Origin of the sequence: Flavobacterium plurextorum (assembly GCF_024638035.1) — a bacterium.
GTDB lineage: Bacteria > Bacteroidota > Bacteroidia > Flavobacteriales > Flavobacteriaceae > Flavobacterium > Flavobacterium plurextorum.
On the sequence record NZ_CP100442.1, the window covers coordinates 3,976,243 to 3,991,760 of the forward strand.

The window sequence follows — 15,518 nt, forward strand, 5'->3', positions numbered from 1 at the left end:
ATGCTGAGTAAATTCTATAAAATAGTATTGTTTCTTACTATTTTGGGATCAAGTTTAAACGCTTGGTCACAAAATGGCAGCTTTACTATAGAATTTACAAACAATAAAATTGAAACAAGCAGCAAAGGAGTTATAGAGGCTTACGTAAAAATTGTAAATACCAGTTCCAATACTATTGAAGGAACTTTTGATACAAGCAGCAGTCACGAAGATATTTACCTTTCACAGCGAAAATCCAAAAATATTACATTGGCCGCTCACGATAGTATTTTTATTCCAATAAAAGCTATTGTCGCCGCAACAGCAAAAGCAGGAAATAAAAGCACTATAGAAGCCGTATTTACTATTGCTGGAACTTCAGTTTCTAAAAACGTTTTTTTACCCGTTTTTATTCAAGAACGAAAACTGGTAAAAGTGATGTTGTTGGAAACAAACATAATCTATGAAAGAGCCGGCGATAGTCTGGCGATACCTATTCGTATTTCTAATGAAGGTAATACTGCTCAAAAAATCACCATTTTGGCCCGTTATCCAGATTTTATAACTCGAAGTGCAATAGAAAATAAGGATATAAATATTCAGCCATTTACTGATACTACTGTAGTCTTGAAAAAAATCGTAAACAAGACTATTTTAAATCAAGAGGATTTTACTATAAATATTACAGTACTGTATCATAATGGCGATATTATTACTAACGGTACAGTAAGAGCTAGTTCTATTAGACAGGATCGAAGATACGTTATGCCTTATAATCCCGATTATAATTATGCGTTTAATCAATCCAATCAGGTTACAGCAAGTGTACAGCATAACAGCGATAATACAAATGCTTATTTTTTGTATGCCAATGCTCGGGCAGAAATAAATAAAGGAAGTTTGCAGGCAAATTTAGACATGAACTGGTGGGAGAATTCAGATCAAGTCTTTTTAAGAAATACCTGGCTTGGTTACAGCCAAAAAAACTTTGGAGCTACAATTGGAAACGTATCGAAGTTTTTTGACATGAATCTAATTGGAAGAGGTGCTGAAACTTTCTATAAACCCAGCGAAAAAAGTACTATTGAAGCTGGTGCAATCGACAAAACGTTTAACCTCATTGATAATCCTAGTTTGTCTTTTGGTAAATCGGCGTGGGCTGTATTTAACCATAATAACGGATGGATGCAAAAAAATGGTTATGAGAATACAATTATCTATGATGATGATACCTATTCGGGAACCAAGAACTACTTGGCATCATCTCGCTTTTCATTGTATACATCACAAAATTTCAACCTTAGATTTGGCGGTGCTGTAAGTAATCTTACATCAAATATGGAAACTGGAAACAAACTTGGCGGTGCAGGAGAACTTCAGTTTAATGGTAAATTTAAAAATTTGTTCTACAGCAGTTCTAACTACCTCAGTTCAGGTTATTTTTCAGGAATGAGAAAAGGAGTTGTAAACCTAAATGAACGAGTTAATCTGCCTGCAGGCAAATATAATCTTTGGGGAGTTTATAATTATTTATCTGCAAAACCTGAAGCTTTTGGAAATCAATTTACCTCTACGCATTTTTCAACAGCACGTTATGATATTGGAGCGTCACGACGATTTTCTTCATTGGTAGTGTCGCTGTCTCCTTATTACTATACTGAAAGTCGTAAAGAACAACTCATCAGCACGCTTACGCCAGAAGAATATTCAATGAAAGCAGCCCGAATGACTTTGGGTTTAACCTACTTTAATGCTCCTACAAAACAAAATTTATCTTTGTCTTTTGAGGGCGGACTTTTTTCTGCTAATACTATCGAAAATAAAGAGTTTCATTTTAAAACCAATTTCATTTACAGCTGGAAATTCTTTAATCTTCTGGCCTTCTATCAATACAATAACTTTTATCTAGGAGAAATCATTGCCAACTCACAGTTAGGCATCAAAGATACATACACCAATTTAACCATCTCTCCTACTTTACAGCACAAGTTTTTTAATGATAAACTGAATGTTAATGTTGGAATGGTTTATTCTAAAAACAGCGTAATAAGTGAATCACTTCAGTTTAACGGACGTTTGGATTATGATGTAACAAAAGATTTTACCATTTTTCTTTACAATTATTACAGCGATTTTTCGACTAGTATAAACACTTTAAATACGATTCAAGTTGGACTTACAAAGCGTTTTAATCCTATAAAAATTGATAACTCAAGAAATGAACTTGAAGTTTATGTTTACTATGAAACGGGAAACAAAAATGAAACAACTGCTAAAAATACACCAGCTGTAAACCAACTTGTAATTATTGAAGGAAAAGCGTTTAGAACTGATAGTAATGGAATTCTAAAATACAGATCGTTACCTGCAGGTTCATATTCTATAAAACCTGTTAATACAAATGAATGGTATGCTGACGAAGTAAAAGTAAATGTAAATGAAGACACTAAAATTGCTATTGGCTTAAATAAAACAGCTGCTATAAAAGGATCAATAACTTATATTACAACTGACAAAAGCTTTGATATAACAAAGAAAAAAGGCGGTCTGCCGCTTATTGCTATTGGCGATAATGGTAAAGCATTTACAACCAAAACAGATGAGAACGGGAACTTTGTGTTGTATGTGCCAAAAGGATCATACACCGTAAGTCTTGAAAAAACGGGTCTTTCAGAATATGTTGAGGTTGAAGACAATAATCAGATTGTAAATGCCGAACCTAATACTATTAAAGAAATAAAATTTACTTTAAATATTAAGGAGAAACGTGTAGAAACAAGAAAATTCAGTTCCAGCGGTTTTAAAAAACAGTAGATTCCTTAAATCAAACTAAAAATTAATTGTTGCGATTTATTGCAAAAAAAAATACACCTGACATTCTATTTAAATGTCAGATGTACATACAAATCAATCTTAAAAACTAATTTTTATTTTACGGTATAGGTCATTCGGTTTGCTTCGCAAACCCTGAAATAACCAAGTGCAAAATTGTTTGCGTCAGTGGTATTAATAATATTTCCTCTTATATTACCCGGTGCCGCAGCAAACGGATTCGAATTTGTTACTTCCAGAATTAAACTCATATAATTAGAGAAGTTTTTAGAAATACCGCGATGTGTAATATTTAAAACTTTTCCCGGCTTTAAGTCAGTATCTGTAAATTTTTCATTTATTTCATTTCCGTTAATAAATTCATCACTTGTAGAAGTATATTCCGGAAAAGGCAGAAAATCAGTTTTATAATCTGTCAGATAATAATTTGCCTGATCAGCAGGGTCCTTATAATAAAATGTTACCACAATAAGGTCTGGTCCTGTAATATCGGCCATAAATTCCTGATCTATTTTGTCAATTGGCGGTACACTAATTAATTTTTCAGTCGCTGTTAAACTCTGTCCATCGACGTCTACAAATAATTTATATTCCATATTAATTGCAGGAACAAAACTAGTACAGACATATAAACCCGGCTCAGATTCATTGAATTTAAAAACAACTCCATTGCTATTCTCCACTCTTACCTGCGCTCCAGAAACCTTTGGCGTAGTGGCACTGTAATAAGGAGCCATTCGGGTTATTTTTATCGATTGCTGGCTGCCGTCAGTTCCTTTTTCCCAAATGATTTCGGCATCAATTACTATTTTCGGATCTCCTGTTTCTAAATCAAGTTCCACAACCTTATCACAAGATGAAAAAAGTAAAACAAAAAGAAGACTGAACAGCGTAAACGCTTTACTTTTAAAATTGTATTGTTTTAATCTCAGCATACTATTAAAATTTAAAATTATAAGAAACTCCAGGAACTAATCCGTAAATAGACAATTGTCTTGACTCGTTCATTCCTGTATCATTATTTTGTGCAAACGTGATCGACGCCGCATTTTGCCTATTGTAAAGATTGTAAATACTAAATACCCAATAGCTTTGCCATCCTTTCTTTTTATCTGGTTTAGGAGTATAAGTTGCGCCAATATCTAAATGATGATAAGTTGGAAGTCTGTTTGAATTTCTCAACGTATAGTTAGGTATATTTCTTCCGCCAAATTCATAATAACCATTTGGATATGTTACAGGCTGACCTGATTGTAAACTGAAATTAGCATTGAAAGACCATTTAGGATTGAATTCGTAATTTGCTGTAATATTCAAATTATGCAATTTATCATATCCAGACAAATACCATTCGCCATTGGCAATACCTGGTTCTTCAGGTGTTCTTCCAGGTGTTTTTTGTTCTGCTTTAGACAAAGTATAAGAAACCCATCCTGTAAAACGACCGGTATTTTTTCTCAATAATAACTCCATACCATAAGATCTGGCTTTTCCATTCAAGATATCTTGTTCAATATTATTGTTGCCTAACAAATTTGCTCCATCAATGTAATCAATACGGTTTTGGATCTTTTTATAAAATAATTCACCTTCAAAAGAGTACTCTTGTTCCTTAAAATTTTTAAAATATCCTACCGCATATTGATCCAGCAATTGTGGTTTTGTAAAAGGTCCGCTTGGCGTCCAGATTGTCATAGGCAAAGGAGCACGAGTATTAGACAACATGTGGATATATTGCGCCATTCTGTTGTAGCTCGCTTTTACAGAAGTTTCGTCATTAAAAGCATATGATAATGCCAATCTTGGTTCAAAATTAGTAAAAGTGCTAATGGTTTTTCCTTTTCCGTAATAAGTACTTCCAATTGGAGTTCCTTCTTCATAAATATGATATAACGGATTATAAACTACTGCTTCTCCATTTTCATAAATATTGATACTTTCGCCTCCCAAACGATTAAACATACTGTAACGAAGTCCGTAACGAAGATTCAATTTTTCTGTAATCTGATTTTCGACATCCAGATATGCAGCAGTTTCTAAAGCATATTTTTTATCTAATTGATTGTAATTATACTGCGAATCAACACCATACGGCTGTACCGTTCCCGGATTAAAATCATAATACAAACCCTCTACACCATAATTAAGTTTAAAATTGTCTGATATTGTGTGGTTCCAATTGTATTTTAATCCATAGTTGGTAATCTTACTATCCCATTCAAGTTTTTGAAAGGGTATTTGCAGATTAAATTTGTAATCACTGTAAAAAAGAGAAAGATTTGTATTTAAGTTGTCCGAAAACCTATGTTTCCAACTAAACGTTCCCATAGTATTGCCGTAGGTACTGGCAAAAAAATTATTAATATCAAATAAATCATTTCCCATATAACCAGAAAAAGCAATAGAATTATTTGTTCCTAAACGATAATTTAACTTGGCATTAATGTCATAAAACATAACAGAACTTTTAATATCAGTAAGTTTTAAAAATAAATGCGCATAAGAAGCACGTCCAGCAATAATAAACGAACCAACATCTTTTTTTAATGGCCCTTGCACTAAAAGTCGGCTTGAAATAAGACCAATGCCCCCGTTTACTTTATAATCAGTAAGATCTCCCGTTTGCTGGCTTACATCAAGAACAGAGGAAACACGACCACCAAATTTAGACGGAATACCTCCTTTATATAAATCTAATCCGCTAACGACATCTGCATTAAAAATAGAAAAGAAACCAAACATGTGTGAATCTCCGTATACCGGAGCGCCATCCAGAAGAATTAAGTTTTGATCAGCGGCACCTCCACGCACGTTAAAACCAGAAGAAGCTTCTCCCGCATTTGTAACACCCGGTAAAGTCAATAGTGATTTTAAAGGATCCGGTTCCCCCATCGCCGTTGGTAATCTTTTAATCTCGGCCATCGAAAGCTTATTAACACTCATTTGCGTATTCCTAACATCAACAGCTTTGTTTCCCGTAATTACAACCTGCTCCAGCTCGTGACTATCTGGCTCCATATTGAATCTTACCTTAGTGTCATCAGAAACAGTAACTTGCTTTTCCTTATTTTTAAAACCAACATAACTGATTACAACCGTATACGTGCCTTTATCCAAATCTATAGAAAACATTCCGTTTGCATCTGTCGAAGCACCTGCAGCAATCTCTTTAATGTAAACATTAGCACCAATAACAGGTTCTTTGTCTTCATCAAGAACTTGTCCTGTCAGCTTATTTTTTTTTTTAGTTGTTTTTACAGCTTTATGTTTTACGAAAATATTATTCCCTACAACCGAAAATTGAACCAATGCAGTCTTATTAAGCTGATTGATAACCTCTTTTACTTCAACATTGTTATAAACACCTTTTTGAGTAAAATATTTCTGATTGGTATTTATCTGATCCGTAAAGGCAAATTTATAATCCGTTTGATTTTCAATTTGCTTAAAAAACTCTTTTAATGTTACTGTCTGATCTACAGTTACGCTTATGTTTTGGGCACATATACACCAACTGAATAAAAAAAAGCATGCTGAAATTATACACTTCATGAAATTTTGTATTTTTGAATATTATTAAATAGACAGCTCCGTGCTGTCTTGACTATGGGAAGGATGTTTAGTTTCGCGGCTAGGACATCCTTTTCTTTTCTACTGAAAAGTAATTTGCTTTAATTTCTCATTTACTTCAAAGTTTAGGTTATACATTTCTGATATTAATTGAACAATTGTTTTTAAATCTTCCTTTTTGTTTATTCGTACTGTAATTCTCTGGCTGCGGTATTCCTCTGGAATAGTCACTTTATAACCATAATTTGTTTCTATATAAGTGCAGACAACGCTGAGTTTTTCGTTCTCAAAATCCGTAAACCTGTTAAAATGAGATACTGAAGCTGTTGTTTCTCCATAAGTAAATTTTTCACCCGGTTTAAGTATCCATTTTTTATCTTGGTTTTTCACACTCATCTCAACACTTCCTTCAAAAAGCTCAACAGTCACTTCTTTTTTAGTATATCCCTCAACTGTAAAAGAAGTTCCTAATACCGTAGTTGTCGTTTCGTTACAAAAAACCTGAAAAGGATGTTTCTTGTCTTTCTTAACTTTAAAATAAGCCTGACCAGTAACTTCAATTTTTCTGTCAACAGCAAAATTATTGGCATACACAATTTTAGAATTTGGGCTCAATTCTACACTTGAACTGTCCGGCAAAGCCACAATTTTTAATATTGAAGTCGAGTTTTCAATTGTAATTCCGGCAAGATTTACAGCATTACCCGTAACATCTTTATTAAAGTAAATTCCAGTACCAATGAAAATAAAAACCAGCACCGCTGCCGCCGCTGCATAATAACGCCATGGCTTAAACTTTTTTACTTTTGAAGGAAATGTTTTTGCCTGAAATGCTTCCCAAGAAGCTTCTTTTTCACTGTCAGAATGCGCAACAGGAGTTTCGTCCCATATTTTTTTCAATTCTTCCTCTAATTTCTTTTCATCCATATCTTTTGAGCGCTAAAGTTTTTGACAATGAAATCCTTGTTTATTAAAAACGCCATAAACCATTTCTTTTATTTCTCTATTGGTTTCAATTCGCAAAATTTTATTAGAATCCTCCAAATCAAAATTCATGATACAATCAGAAATGATAAACTGCAGAAGTGCAACCATAAAGCTTGCATCTTCCTTGCTTTTTACATCTGTTTTATAAGATTCAATATGCATTTTAAGTTCTCTTTTTTTATATATAACAAACGAGAACAGAAAAGTTCCTAATGATCTTCTATTTTTTTTCGAATAAATTTACTGGCGAGATAAATATGATTAGCAATAGTCTTTTCAGAAAGATCTGTAAGCTCTGCAATCTCCTTATAGCTAAGGTTTTCCAGTTTATGTAGTGTAAATATTTTTTGCTGCTGTTCAGGAAGCTGATTTATGAAGTTGTACAGCTTTTCTTTTCTTTCTTCAAAAACTGTGGTATCAGTATCTTCCTCTTCAAATTCAAATCGCAGAGAATCAAGTTGAACTACTTTGTTTTCTCTGTTTACATGATTAATAATAATGTTCTTGCATATGGTAAACAATTGCTTATCAAATAAAACATCTTCATGGAGCAATTCTCTCTTATTATAAAGTCTTAAGAAAGTTTCCTGAATAAAATCCTGCGGAGTAAGAACTGTAAAATCAAATCGTTTTGCAATACTTATCAGCTTATCGTAGTAACTTAGATATGCTTTCTTAAAAGCCTCCTCATTACCATTCTTTAAACTTAATATAAACTTTCTATTGTCCATAATGCAAATACGATAATTAGTCTTAACTCAATGTCTAAAATAATATTGTATCTTAAAATTGGCATCAAAGACTTTTTTACTTAGTTCCTTAAGCTAATCTTAAGCTGCAAAGTACAGGAATTTAATTCGAAAAATGAGCAGACAGAAAAGAAAATAGTACAAAAAAAGTATTCTTTTCAGCTTTATTTATGCTGATAATCCCAAAAAACACAAATTTTTATCTTACAAAAAATAAGCGTATTTTTAACTGTTATTTTCTTTTTAAAATTCAGTTTTACAATTGACAATCATTCTTTAAAAAAAATCGTTAAAAAATACAGAATACAGAACTTATAAATTGTTTTTATAATAAATAAAGTAAATAAGTCCTTTTCTATGAGAGAAATAAACCAAACCGAAACTGCGCTGCACTCGCTTCAAAAAAGAATTGTTGCTTTTTTCTCGAAAAACGGGAAATTGTTAGGTCAGATTACCTTGACTTTAATTTTCTTGACAATTGTTTTTTGGTTTATAAAAGAAGAACAAAGTGAATTGTATCAAATAAAAAACAGTATTGCCACAGCACAGCCAAAATGGGTTCTGATTGCTTTGCTTGTCACAATTCTATATATTTTTCTGCAAGGTTTGTTATATGTAGTTTCATTTTCTGCTATTGGAGCAAATATCAGCTGGAAAGATGCGAATGCTTTATTCATAAAAAGAAACTTTATTAGTGTATTTCTTCCTGCCGGCGGTATCACCTCACTTTTATTCTTTACAGAACGTTTGTCAAAAAAAGGAACAACAAAAACGGAAATTCATTTAGCCTCCGCCCTATACGGATTTGTTGGAATTTTATCAGTTGTACTTCTTGCAATACCTTTGTTTCTTTTTTCTCTATTAAAAGGAAGTATTGGCTATAGCGAATGGCTGGTTTTAGCACTTGTTATCTTTATTCTGCCATTACTTTTTGTTTTAATTAATTCGATAATTCAAAAAGGAAGTTTCTACAAGTTTCTGCTGAAAAGTTTCCCAAAAACAGAACCTTTTATCACCGATTTACAGCAACATAAAATCAATAGAAAAAGCTTTCTTAAAATTGTACTTTGCTCTTTATTAATTGATCTTACAGGAATTATACATATCTACATCGGCATGAAAGCCATACAGCTCGAGGCTTCTATCTTGGCAGCTTCAATTGCATATGTAGTTGCTGTAATCTTTTTAATAGTTTCTCCTTTATTAAGAGGTCTTGGCGCTGTCGAAGTCTCAATGAGCTATATTTTAATTAAATATGGTTTTAATAATATGGAAGCCGTTGCGATAACACTATTTTACCGCGTTTTCGAATTTTGGCTGCCTTTGCTTGCCGCCGTATTTTTGTTTGCATCAAGAATACAAAAACTAATTTTGCGAATAGTCCCTGCACTGCTTTTGTTCATACTTGGTGTTATAAATATTATTTCGGTTGTTACGCCAGCCATTCACAGCAGGCTTTTAACGCTTAAAGATATCCTTCCTATTGAAGCGATACATACCTCAAACTATTTGGTACTCACCACTGGTTTATTTTTATTAGTAACAGCAGCTTTTATGCTGAAAGGACTCCGAATGGCTTGGTGGTTTGCCGTATTATTATCCATAATTTCATTGATTGGAAACCTTACAAAAGCAATTGATTTTGAAGAATCGACTATTGCTTTTTTAGTACTTTGTGTTTTAATTGCAACGCGAAAAGAATATTATATAAAAGCCAACCCAAAACTTGGACTTATTGGCTTACAAACCTCACTATTAAGTATACTTGCTGTCTTAATTTACGGAGTGCTTGGCTTTTATTTCTTCGACAAAAAACACTTTAACATTGATTTTAGTTTTATTGAGTCTGTTCGATATACTCTTCAAAATTATTTTCTAATTAGCAGTGATAATCTGCATCCAACAGGAACATTTGCGATGCATTTTTTACTATCGCTCAAAATCAGCGGATTTCTTTCTTTCGCCTTCTTAATTTTCACATTAGTAAAACCTTCGATTCTAAAAAACACAGTCACTGCACAAGAAAAAGAAATTGCCTCTGCACTTTTAGAAAAATACGGTAATTCAAGTTTAGATTATTTCAAAACCTATTTTGATAAAATGCTTTTTATTTCAAAGAATCAAAATGCGTTTCTTTCTTATAGATTGTCAGGAAACTTTGCAGTTGTACTAGAAAATCCCGTTGGACGTGATGAACAAGAAATCCGTTCCTGCATTCTTGAATTTGACCAATATTGTTATGATTATGGATTAAGAAGCATGTTTTATCGCATACCAGAAGCAAACTTAAAAATGTACACGCAAATGGGCAAAAAATACTTTTTTGTCGGGCAGGCTGCTGTTGTAGATCTTCAGGAGTTTCATCTTGAAGGACAAAACAGAAAATCCTTGCGCAATTCAATAAAAAAGATCACAGATTTAGGTTTGCGCGCTGTAATAAACGAGCCGCCAATAAAAGACAGTTTATTGCAGCAACTAAAAGCCGTAAGCGATCAATGGCTTATTGAAACTTCACGAAAAGAAGTGCTTTTTTCTCAAGGAATTTTTCTTTGGGAGGAACTCAAAAAACAAACCATTATTACAGTAGAAAATAACGAAGGTAAAATTCTTGCGTTCTTAAATATCATTCCCGATTATAAGAAAAATGAAAGCACATACGACTTAATCCGAAAAACAAATGATGCGCCAAATGGTATTATCGATTTTATGATGGTAACACTTTTCAATCATTTAAAAGCACAAAATGTTTCCTTTGTAGATCTTGGTCTTGCGCCAATGAGCGGAATCGAAAATCCGCAGACTATTCAAGAAAAATCAATGAAATACGCTTATGAAAAACTAAAATCATTTTCGCATTACAAAGGTCTTCGAGATTTTAAAGACAAATTCTCTCCTTCATGGCAAAATCAATATATTGTTTTTAATGACGATTATGACCTGCTTCAAATTCCGCAGGTTTTAGCAAAAGTAATTAAAAGTTGAGTCGGAAGTCTTAAAGTTGAAAGTCTTAAAGTCGAAAGTCATAAAGTCATAAAAAAGAAATTATTGGGATTAAATTATATCTTATTCTTTTAAAGCTGTTACTTCTTTGTTTTGTTTACTCGTTGTATTTTTTACATTACTTAAATTGCCTCCAGTTTTAACTGGAGGAGAAAAATAAGTCATAGATTCAGGCTTTAGCCAAATTTAATCTAATACGATTTGACTAAAGTCATTCTCATAATTTACTATTCACATCCAGATAAAGCTGGACGCTATTCATTTTCTTTCTTCTTTTCAAAGTGCCAAAGGACTTCCTTGAAATCTGTGGCAAAAAACAATACTATAATATCTTTTATTTCTTAGGAAGAAGATCATCTAAATCAGACAATTTATAAAATTTAAGATCATTCAGTTTCATGTACTTGCAGATAAACTCTAAAGTTTCAATTTTTACCTGATAATTTTCAGTTACATTTTTCACTGGTTTATGACCGCATAAAAGCAAAATTTTATTGTTTTTCTTTGCATAATCAAGCAATTCTAAAACATATGGAATACTAAAATGTATGTGGCTGTTATCGATATCAAAAGCAAAAACTATTTTAGAATTATTAAAATAGCTATTCTGTTTTTCTGGAACTTCGCCGCCAAAAGATCTTCCTCTAATAATTTTAAAATCGGCAGATAACGCTTTATCAAGCGCATCAGATCTTAAACCGTAAGGATATGCAAATGTAGTCACCTTAAAAGATTTATTTTTCATGGAAACAATCATTGGATCAATTTCCTGCTTCATATATTCATCGATTCCGTTTTTCTTTACAAACTTTACCGCATTATAATGATGATAACCATGACCTGCAATTTCATGACCTTCTTTTTGAAGCTGCAGCAATTTTTTTAGTTCAGGAGCTCCTATAGAATCGATTCTGCAAACATTAAAAGTAGCTTTCCATCCATATTTTTTCAAAGCTTGATCCGCCTCAAACCATTCATCGACATAAGCATCATCAAAAGATAAAATTACGCCTGCTTCATACGGCTTTGGTTCCGGTTTTCCTTTTTTGCTGTCGCAGCCCAAGAAAGTAAGAAACATTAAAAACACCATTATTTTGATAAAAAAAAGCTTCATAAACCGCGATCAATTAGTTAACAGTAAAGTTTTGATTGTTTTGTTGAATGATAAAATTAAGAGTCAAATATAAACTTTTTTTGAAATCATTTACTTACACTAGACATAAATAATATTCTCTCATATTCTCTATTATTTTTCTTGTAACAGGTTGTACTTTTAACTATTTTTATAGTCAATAATTTCTCCGCTTTCAGATGATTATAAAGAAAAAAGACACTTGGTTTAAAATGCTCTTTGAATGGAAAGGTTCTGTTCTGCCTCAGCTCCTTCCCAGACTTCTATTATTACTGTTGTTCTCTTTTACAGTAGTTTATTTTAAGCCATATCTTATACAATACAACTTACATATTAATCCTGCCATTTTTACTTTGTTTGGTATCGCGCTTGCTATTTTCCTTGGATTTAGAAATAGTGTAAGTTATGACAGATTCTGGGAAGGCCGAAAACTTTGGGGCGCACTTCTTAACGACACTCGATCTCTAGCCAGACAAAGCATTACTTTGATCAATGACAATGCTTATGAAGCAAAACGTGATAACTTTCTTAATTTACTAATTGCATTTGTTTACAGTCTGAAACATCAGCTTAGAGAAACAGATTCGGCACAAGACATGACGCGACTGCTTCCAAAAGAACTTACAGAACAACTTAAAGAAGTACAATTTAAACCTGTGATCATTTTACGTGAATTAGGAATTTGGGTAAAAAATGCCAAATCTGAAAACAAGATTGACAGCATTACTCAACTTGCATTCGAAGAAAACCTAAACAAACTCTCCGATATAGTTGGCGGCTGCGAAAGAATCGCGAGCACACCAATTCCGTATACTTATAGTGTATTACTGCATAGAACCGTTTATATTTATTGTTTTTTATTGTCTTTTGGCTTTGTAGAAACAATGGGATGGATTACACCATTTATAATTGTGTTTATTGCATATACTTTTGTAGCACTTGAAGCAATTGCTGATGAATTGGAAAACCCTTTTGGACTTCAGCCCAATGATCTTGCTTTGGACACAATGTCGCAAATGATAGAAAATACACTTTTAGAATTGAACAATAAAAAAGTAACTCCAATAAAAAATTCAAATGACTATTGTATCTTTTAACTTACAATAGCCAGCATTACAATTATATTTAATTATGAATAAAGTATTATTAGTTGAAGACGATCCAAGAGTTGCTTCCTTTATAAAAAGAGGACTTGAAGAACATCTTTATGAAGTTAAAACAATAGCAAAAGGTTTTGAAGCCATAAAAGAAGTTACCGAAAATGAATATAATATTATTATTCTAGATATTATGCTTCCTGATATTGCAGGATTTGAAGTTTGCGAAGCCTTAAGAAGCAGAAAAATAATAGTTCCAATTCTCATTCTAAGCGCACTCGACACACCGCAAGAAAAAATAAAAGGATTACAAGCCGGCGCCGATGATTATCTCTCAAAACCGTTTATGTTTGAAGAACTGCTGGCAAGAATAAATGCTCAGCTTCGTCGTGCGGAATTTAGCAGCGGAATTCTAGATTTTCAATCCTATGCAGGAGTCGAAATTAATATGAAAGAACAAAGTGCTTCAAGAGACGGAAAGGAATTAAATCTTTCGTCGCGAGAGTTAAAGCTTTTAATATTTTTTATGAAGAATCGGGAAAAGGCTTTATCTCGAACTGCAATTGCTCAGGCTGTTTGGAGTATCGATTTTGATTCGACATCAAACACGGTAGACGTTTACATTAATTATCTGCGAAATAAAATAGACAAAAACTTCGCAGTCCCATTAATTCATACTATAAAAGGAACGGGATATATGCTCAAACAAAAGAGTCATGAATCTTAAAAACAAACTATCTTTAAATTCTACTCTGCTTTTTGCCTTTACGGTGGGACTTCTTATGGCGGGTGCTTTTTTCTTGTTTAGAAGTCACATGAAAGATTTGTACATCGATACGTTGGAAGATCACGCCATGACTACTGCCCTTTTTTACTTTGAAAAAGATGAAATTAAGGAAATCAACAATGAACGTTATCGACAGATTGAAATTCAATACAATAAAATCGACAACGAATCTATTCGCGTTTACGATGCCAAAACAAAACAGCTTTATGTACGCGACAATATTAATATGGATTTAAATGATCAATATTTAGATCATATAATCAAAAACAAAATGGCGTCGTTTACTATAAATGACCGACAATTTGTTGGGTTATTCTATAAAGACAACCAAGGAGATTTTATAATTGTTGTTTCAGGAATTGATCGCGCCGGCAACAGACAGCTTGAAACATTGGGACTGATGTTCTTACTGTTCTATTTAATTGGCATACCTTTAAATTACTTTTTAGGAACTTTTTTGTCACGAAAAACATTTCGCCCTTTTGAAGAAGTTATTGCCAAAGTAAATACCATAACTACAGAAAATCTTCATTCTAGATTAGAAATTCCGCAAACCAGCGATAAAGACGAAATTAAAGAACTCGCGACCACATTCAATTATCTGTTAGAAAGATTAGAAAGTGGTATTATGATTCAGAAAAACTTTCTCAAAAATGCTTCTCACGAATTAAAAACACCGCTTACTATTATTATTGGTGATATTGATGTTTCACTTCAACAGCCAAGAACAAACGAACAATATCAAGATATTCTAAAATCGCTTCGAAATGATACTTTACACTTGAAAGCTACATTAGAAGGTTTATTAGTATTATCTGGACTTGAACTTTCTGAGCCGCAGCAAATGGAAACGGTGAGAATAGATGAAATTCTGTGGAATGTTCTGGAGAAAAAAGCGATTGAATATCCTGAATCTAAAGTTTCTGTAAATTTAAATGCCGTTGCAAATCATGAAGATCTTCTTTCTGTTTACGTCAATAAACACATGATATTTATTGCCTTGTACAATATTTTAGATAATGCCATTAAATTTTCATCACCTGCACAAGTAACTGTTTTTGCGTCTGCAGAAAATGATAAACTTCTAATAAAAATTACAGATCAAGGACCTGGAATTTCAAATCATGATAAAGAGGCTATTTTTGATCTTTTTTTTAGAAGCGATAATACACGTCATATACAAGGACAAGGATTAGGACTTTTTATTACCATGCAAATACTAAAACTTCATAATATAAAAATTACGGTAGATTCTGAGCTCCAAAAAGGCACTTCATTTTCTCTTTTGTTTCCTTAAAAAATTCTTCATTTTTAAGGAAACCAGCATTAACTTACTTCACTCTTTTTTGCAATCCGTAACACTAGCTTAACACTCTAATCTTTTT

The 15,518-nt window shown here is 32.7% G+C and carries 11 protein-coding genes; 5 read left to right on the plus strand and 6 right to left on the minus strand.

Annotated elements, in window-relative coordinates; translation table 11 throughout:
• Positions 1-2,793 (plus strand): COG1470 family protein, encoded by a 2,793-nt coding sequence (locus tag NLG42_RS17665; protein ID WP_257681740.1) that lies wholly within the window; start codon positions 1-3, stop codon positions 2,791-2,793.
• A gap of 113 nt (positions 2,794-2,906) precedes the next feature.
• Here NLG42_RS17665 and NLG42_RS17670 read toward each other — a convergent pair whose 3' ends face one another.
• The 5 genes from NLG42_RS17670 to NLG42_RS17690 form a co-directional block, all read right to left on the minus strand.
• Positions 2,907-3,746, minus strand: a complete 840-nt coding sequence (locus NLG42_RS17670; RefSeq protein WP_257681741.1) for a DUF4249 domain-containing protein — start codon at positions 3,744-3,746, stop codon at positions 2,907-2,909.
• Between the two features lie 4 nt (positions 3,747-3,750).
• A complete protein-coding gene (locus NLG42_RS17675; RefSeq protein WP_257681742.1) occupies positions 3,751-6,363 on the minus strand; it encodes a TonB-dependent receptor in 2,613 nt (870 codons plus the stop codon).
• Between the two features lie 99 nt (positions 6,364-6,462).
• Positions 6,463-7,308, minus strand: a complete 846-nt coding sequence (locus tag NLG42_RS17680; protein WP_257681743.1) for a FecR family protein — start codon at positions 7,306-7,308, stop codon at positions 6,463-6,465.
• Positions 7,309-7,320: 12 nt separating this feature from the next.
• Positions 7,321-7,530, minus strand: coding sequence for a hypothetical protein (locus tag NLG42_RS17685; protein ID WP_089055026.1), 210 nt, complete (start codon positions 7,528-7,530; stop codon positions 7,321-7,323).
• Positions 7,531-7,577: 47 nt separating this feature from the next.
• Positions 7,578-8,099 carry an RNA polymerase sigma factor gene (locus NLG42_RS17690; protein ID WP_099718437.1) on the minus strand — a complete coding sequence of 174 codons (522 nt, stop codon included), beginning with the start codon at positions 8,097-8,099 and terminating at the stop codon, positions 7,578-7,580.
• Positions 8,100-8,474: 375 nt separating this feature from the next.
• Here NLG42_RS17690 and NLG42_RS17695 point away from each other — a divergent pair, with 375 nt between their 5' ends.
• A complete protein-coding gene (locus NLG42_RS17695; protein ID WP_257681744.1) occupies positions 8,475-11,099 on the plus strand; it encodes a phosphatidylglycerol lysyltransferase domain-containing protein in 2,625 nt (874 codons plus the stop codon).
• A gap of 352 nt (positions 11,100-11,451) precedes the next feature.
• Here NLG42_RS17695 and NLG42_RS17700 read toward each other — a convergent pair whose 3' ends face one another.
• The gene (locus NLG42_RS17700) at positions 11,452-12,195 is read right to left on the minus strand and encodes a polysaccharide deacetylase family protein (RefSeq protein ID WP_233206976.1); all 744 of its coding nucleotides are present in this window, start codon (positions 12,193-12,195) and stop codon (positions 11,452-11,454) included.
• Positions 12,196-12,428: 233 nt separating this feature from the next.
• On the opposite strand from NLG42_RS17700, the gene NLG42_RS17705 reads away from it, so the two are divergent.
• Genes NLG42_RS17705 through NLG42_RS17715 form a run of 3 tightly spaced genes read left to right on the plus strand, consistent with a single transcriptional unit; the run spans position 12,429 to position 15,430 of the window.
• Positions 12,429-13,346: a bestrophin family protein gene (locus NLG42_RS17705; RefSeq protein WP_257681745.1), complete on the plus strand. Its 918-nt coding sequence runs from the start codon at positions 12,429-12,431 to the stop codon at positions 13,344-13,346.
• A gap of 34 nt (positions 13,347-13,380) precedes the next feature.
• Positions 13,381-14,073, plus strand: a complete 693-nt coding sequence (locus NLG42_RS17710; protein ID WP_257681746.1) for a response regulator transcription factor — start codon at positions 13,381-13,383, stop codon at positions 14,071-14,073.
• Positions 14,063-15,430, plus strand: coding sequence for a sensor histidine kinase (locus NLG42_RS17715; protein ID WP_257681747.1), 1,368 nt, complete (start codon positions 14,063-14,065; stop codon positions 15,428-15,430). Before NLG42_RS17710 ends, NLG42_RS17715 begins: the two co-directional genes overlap by 11 nt.
• The last annotated feature ends 88 nt before the right edge of the window (positions 15,431-15,518 follow it).

Bases quoted from the DNA above. Each gene is read 5' to 3' on its own strand.
- NLG42_RS17710 (WP_257681746.1), top strand. From the start codon at position 13,381: ATGAATAAAGTATTATTAGTTGAAGACGATCCAAGAGTTGCTTCCTTT.
- NLG42_RS17685 (WP_089055026.1), bottom strand. From the start codon at position 7,530: ATGCATATTGAATCTTATAAAACAGATGTAAAAAGCAAGGAAGATGCA.
- NLG42_RS17715 (WP_257681747.1), top strand. From the start codon at position 14,063: ATGAATCTTAAAAACAAACTATCTTTAAATTCTACTCTGCTTTTTGCC.
- NLG42_RS17670 (WP_257681741.1), bottom strand. From the start codon at position 3,746: ATGCTGAGATTAAAACAATACAATTTTAAAAGTAAAGCGTTTACGCTG.
- NLG42_RS17675 (WP_257681742.1), bottom strand. From the start codon at position 6,363: ATGAAGTGTATAATTTCAGCATGCTTTTTTTTATTCAGTTGGTGTATA.
- NLG42_RS17695 (WP_257681744.1), top strand. From the start codon at position 8,475: ATGAGAGAAATAAACCAAACCGAAACTGCGCTGCACTCGCTTCAAAAA.
- NLG42_RS17665 (WP_257681740.1), top strand. From the start codon at position 1: ATGCTGAGTAAATTCTATAAAATAGTATTGTTTCTTACTATTTTGGGA.
- NLG42_RS17705 (WP_257681745.1), top strand. From the start codon at position 12,429: ATGATTATAAAGAAAAAAGACACTTGGTTTAAAATGCTCTTTGAATGG.
- NLG42_RS17690 (WP_099718437.1), bottom strand. From the start codon at position 8,099: ATGGACAATAGAAAGTTTATATTAAGTTTAAAGAATGGTAATGAGGAG.
- NLG42_RS17700 (WP_233206976.1), bottom strand. From the start codon at position 12,195: ATGTTTCTTACTTTCTTGGGCTGCGACAGCAAAAAAGGAAAACCGGAA.
- NLG42_RS17680 (WP_257681743.1), bottom strand. From the start codon at position 7,308: ATGGATGAAAAGAAATTAGAGGAAGAATTGAAAAAAATATGGGACGAA.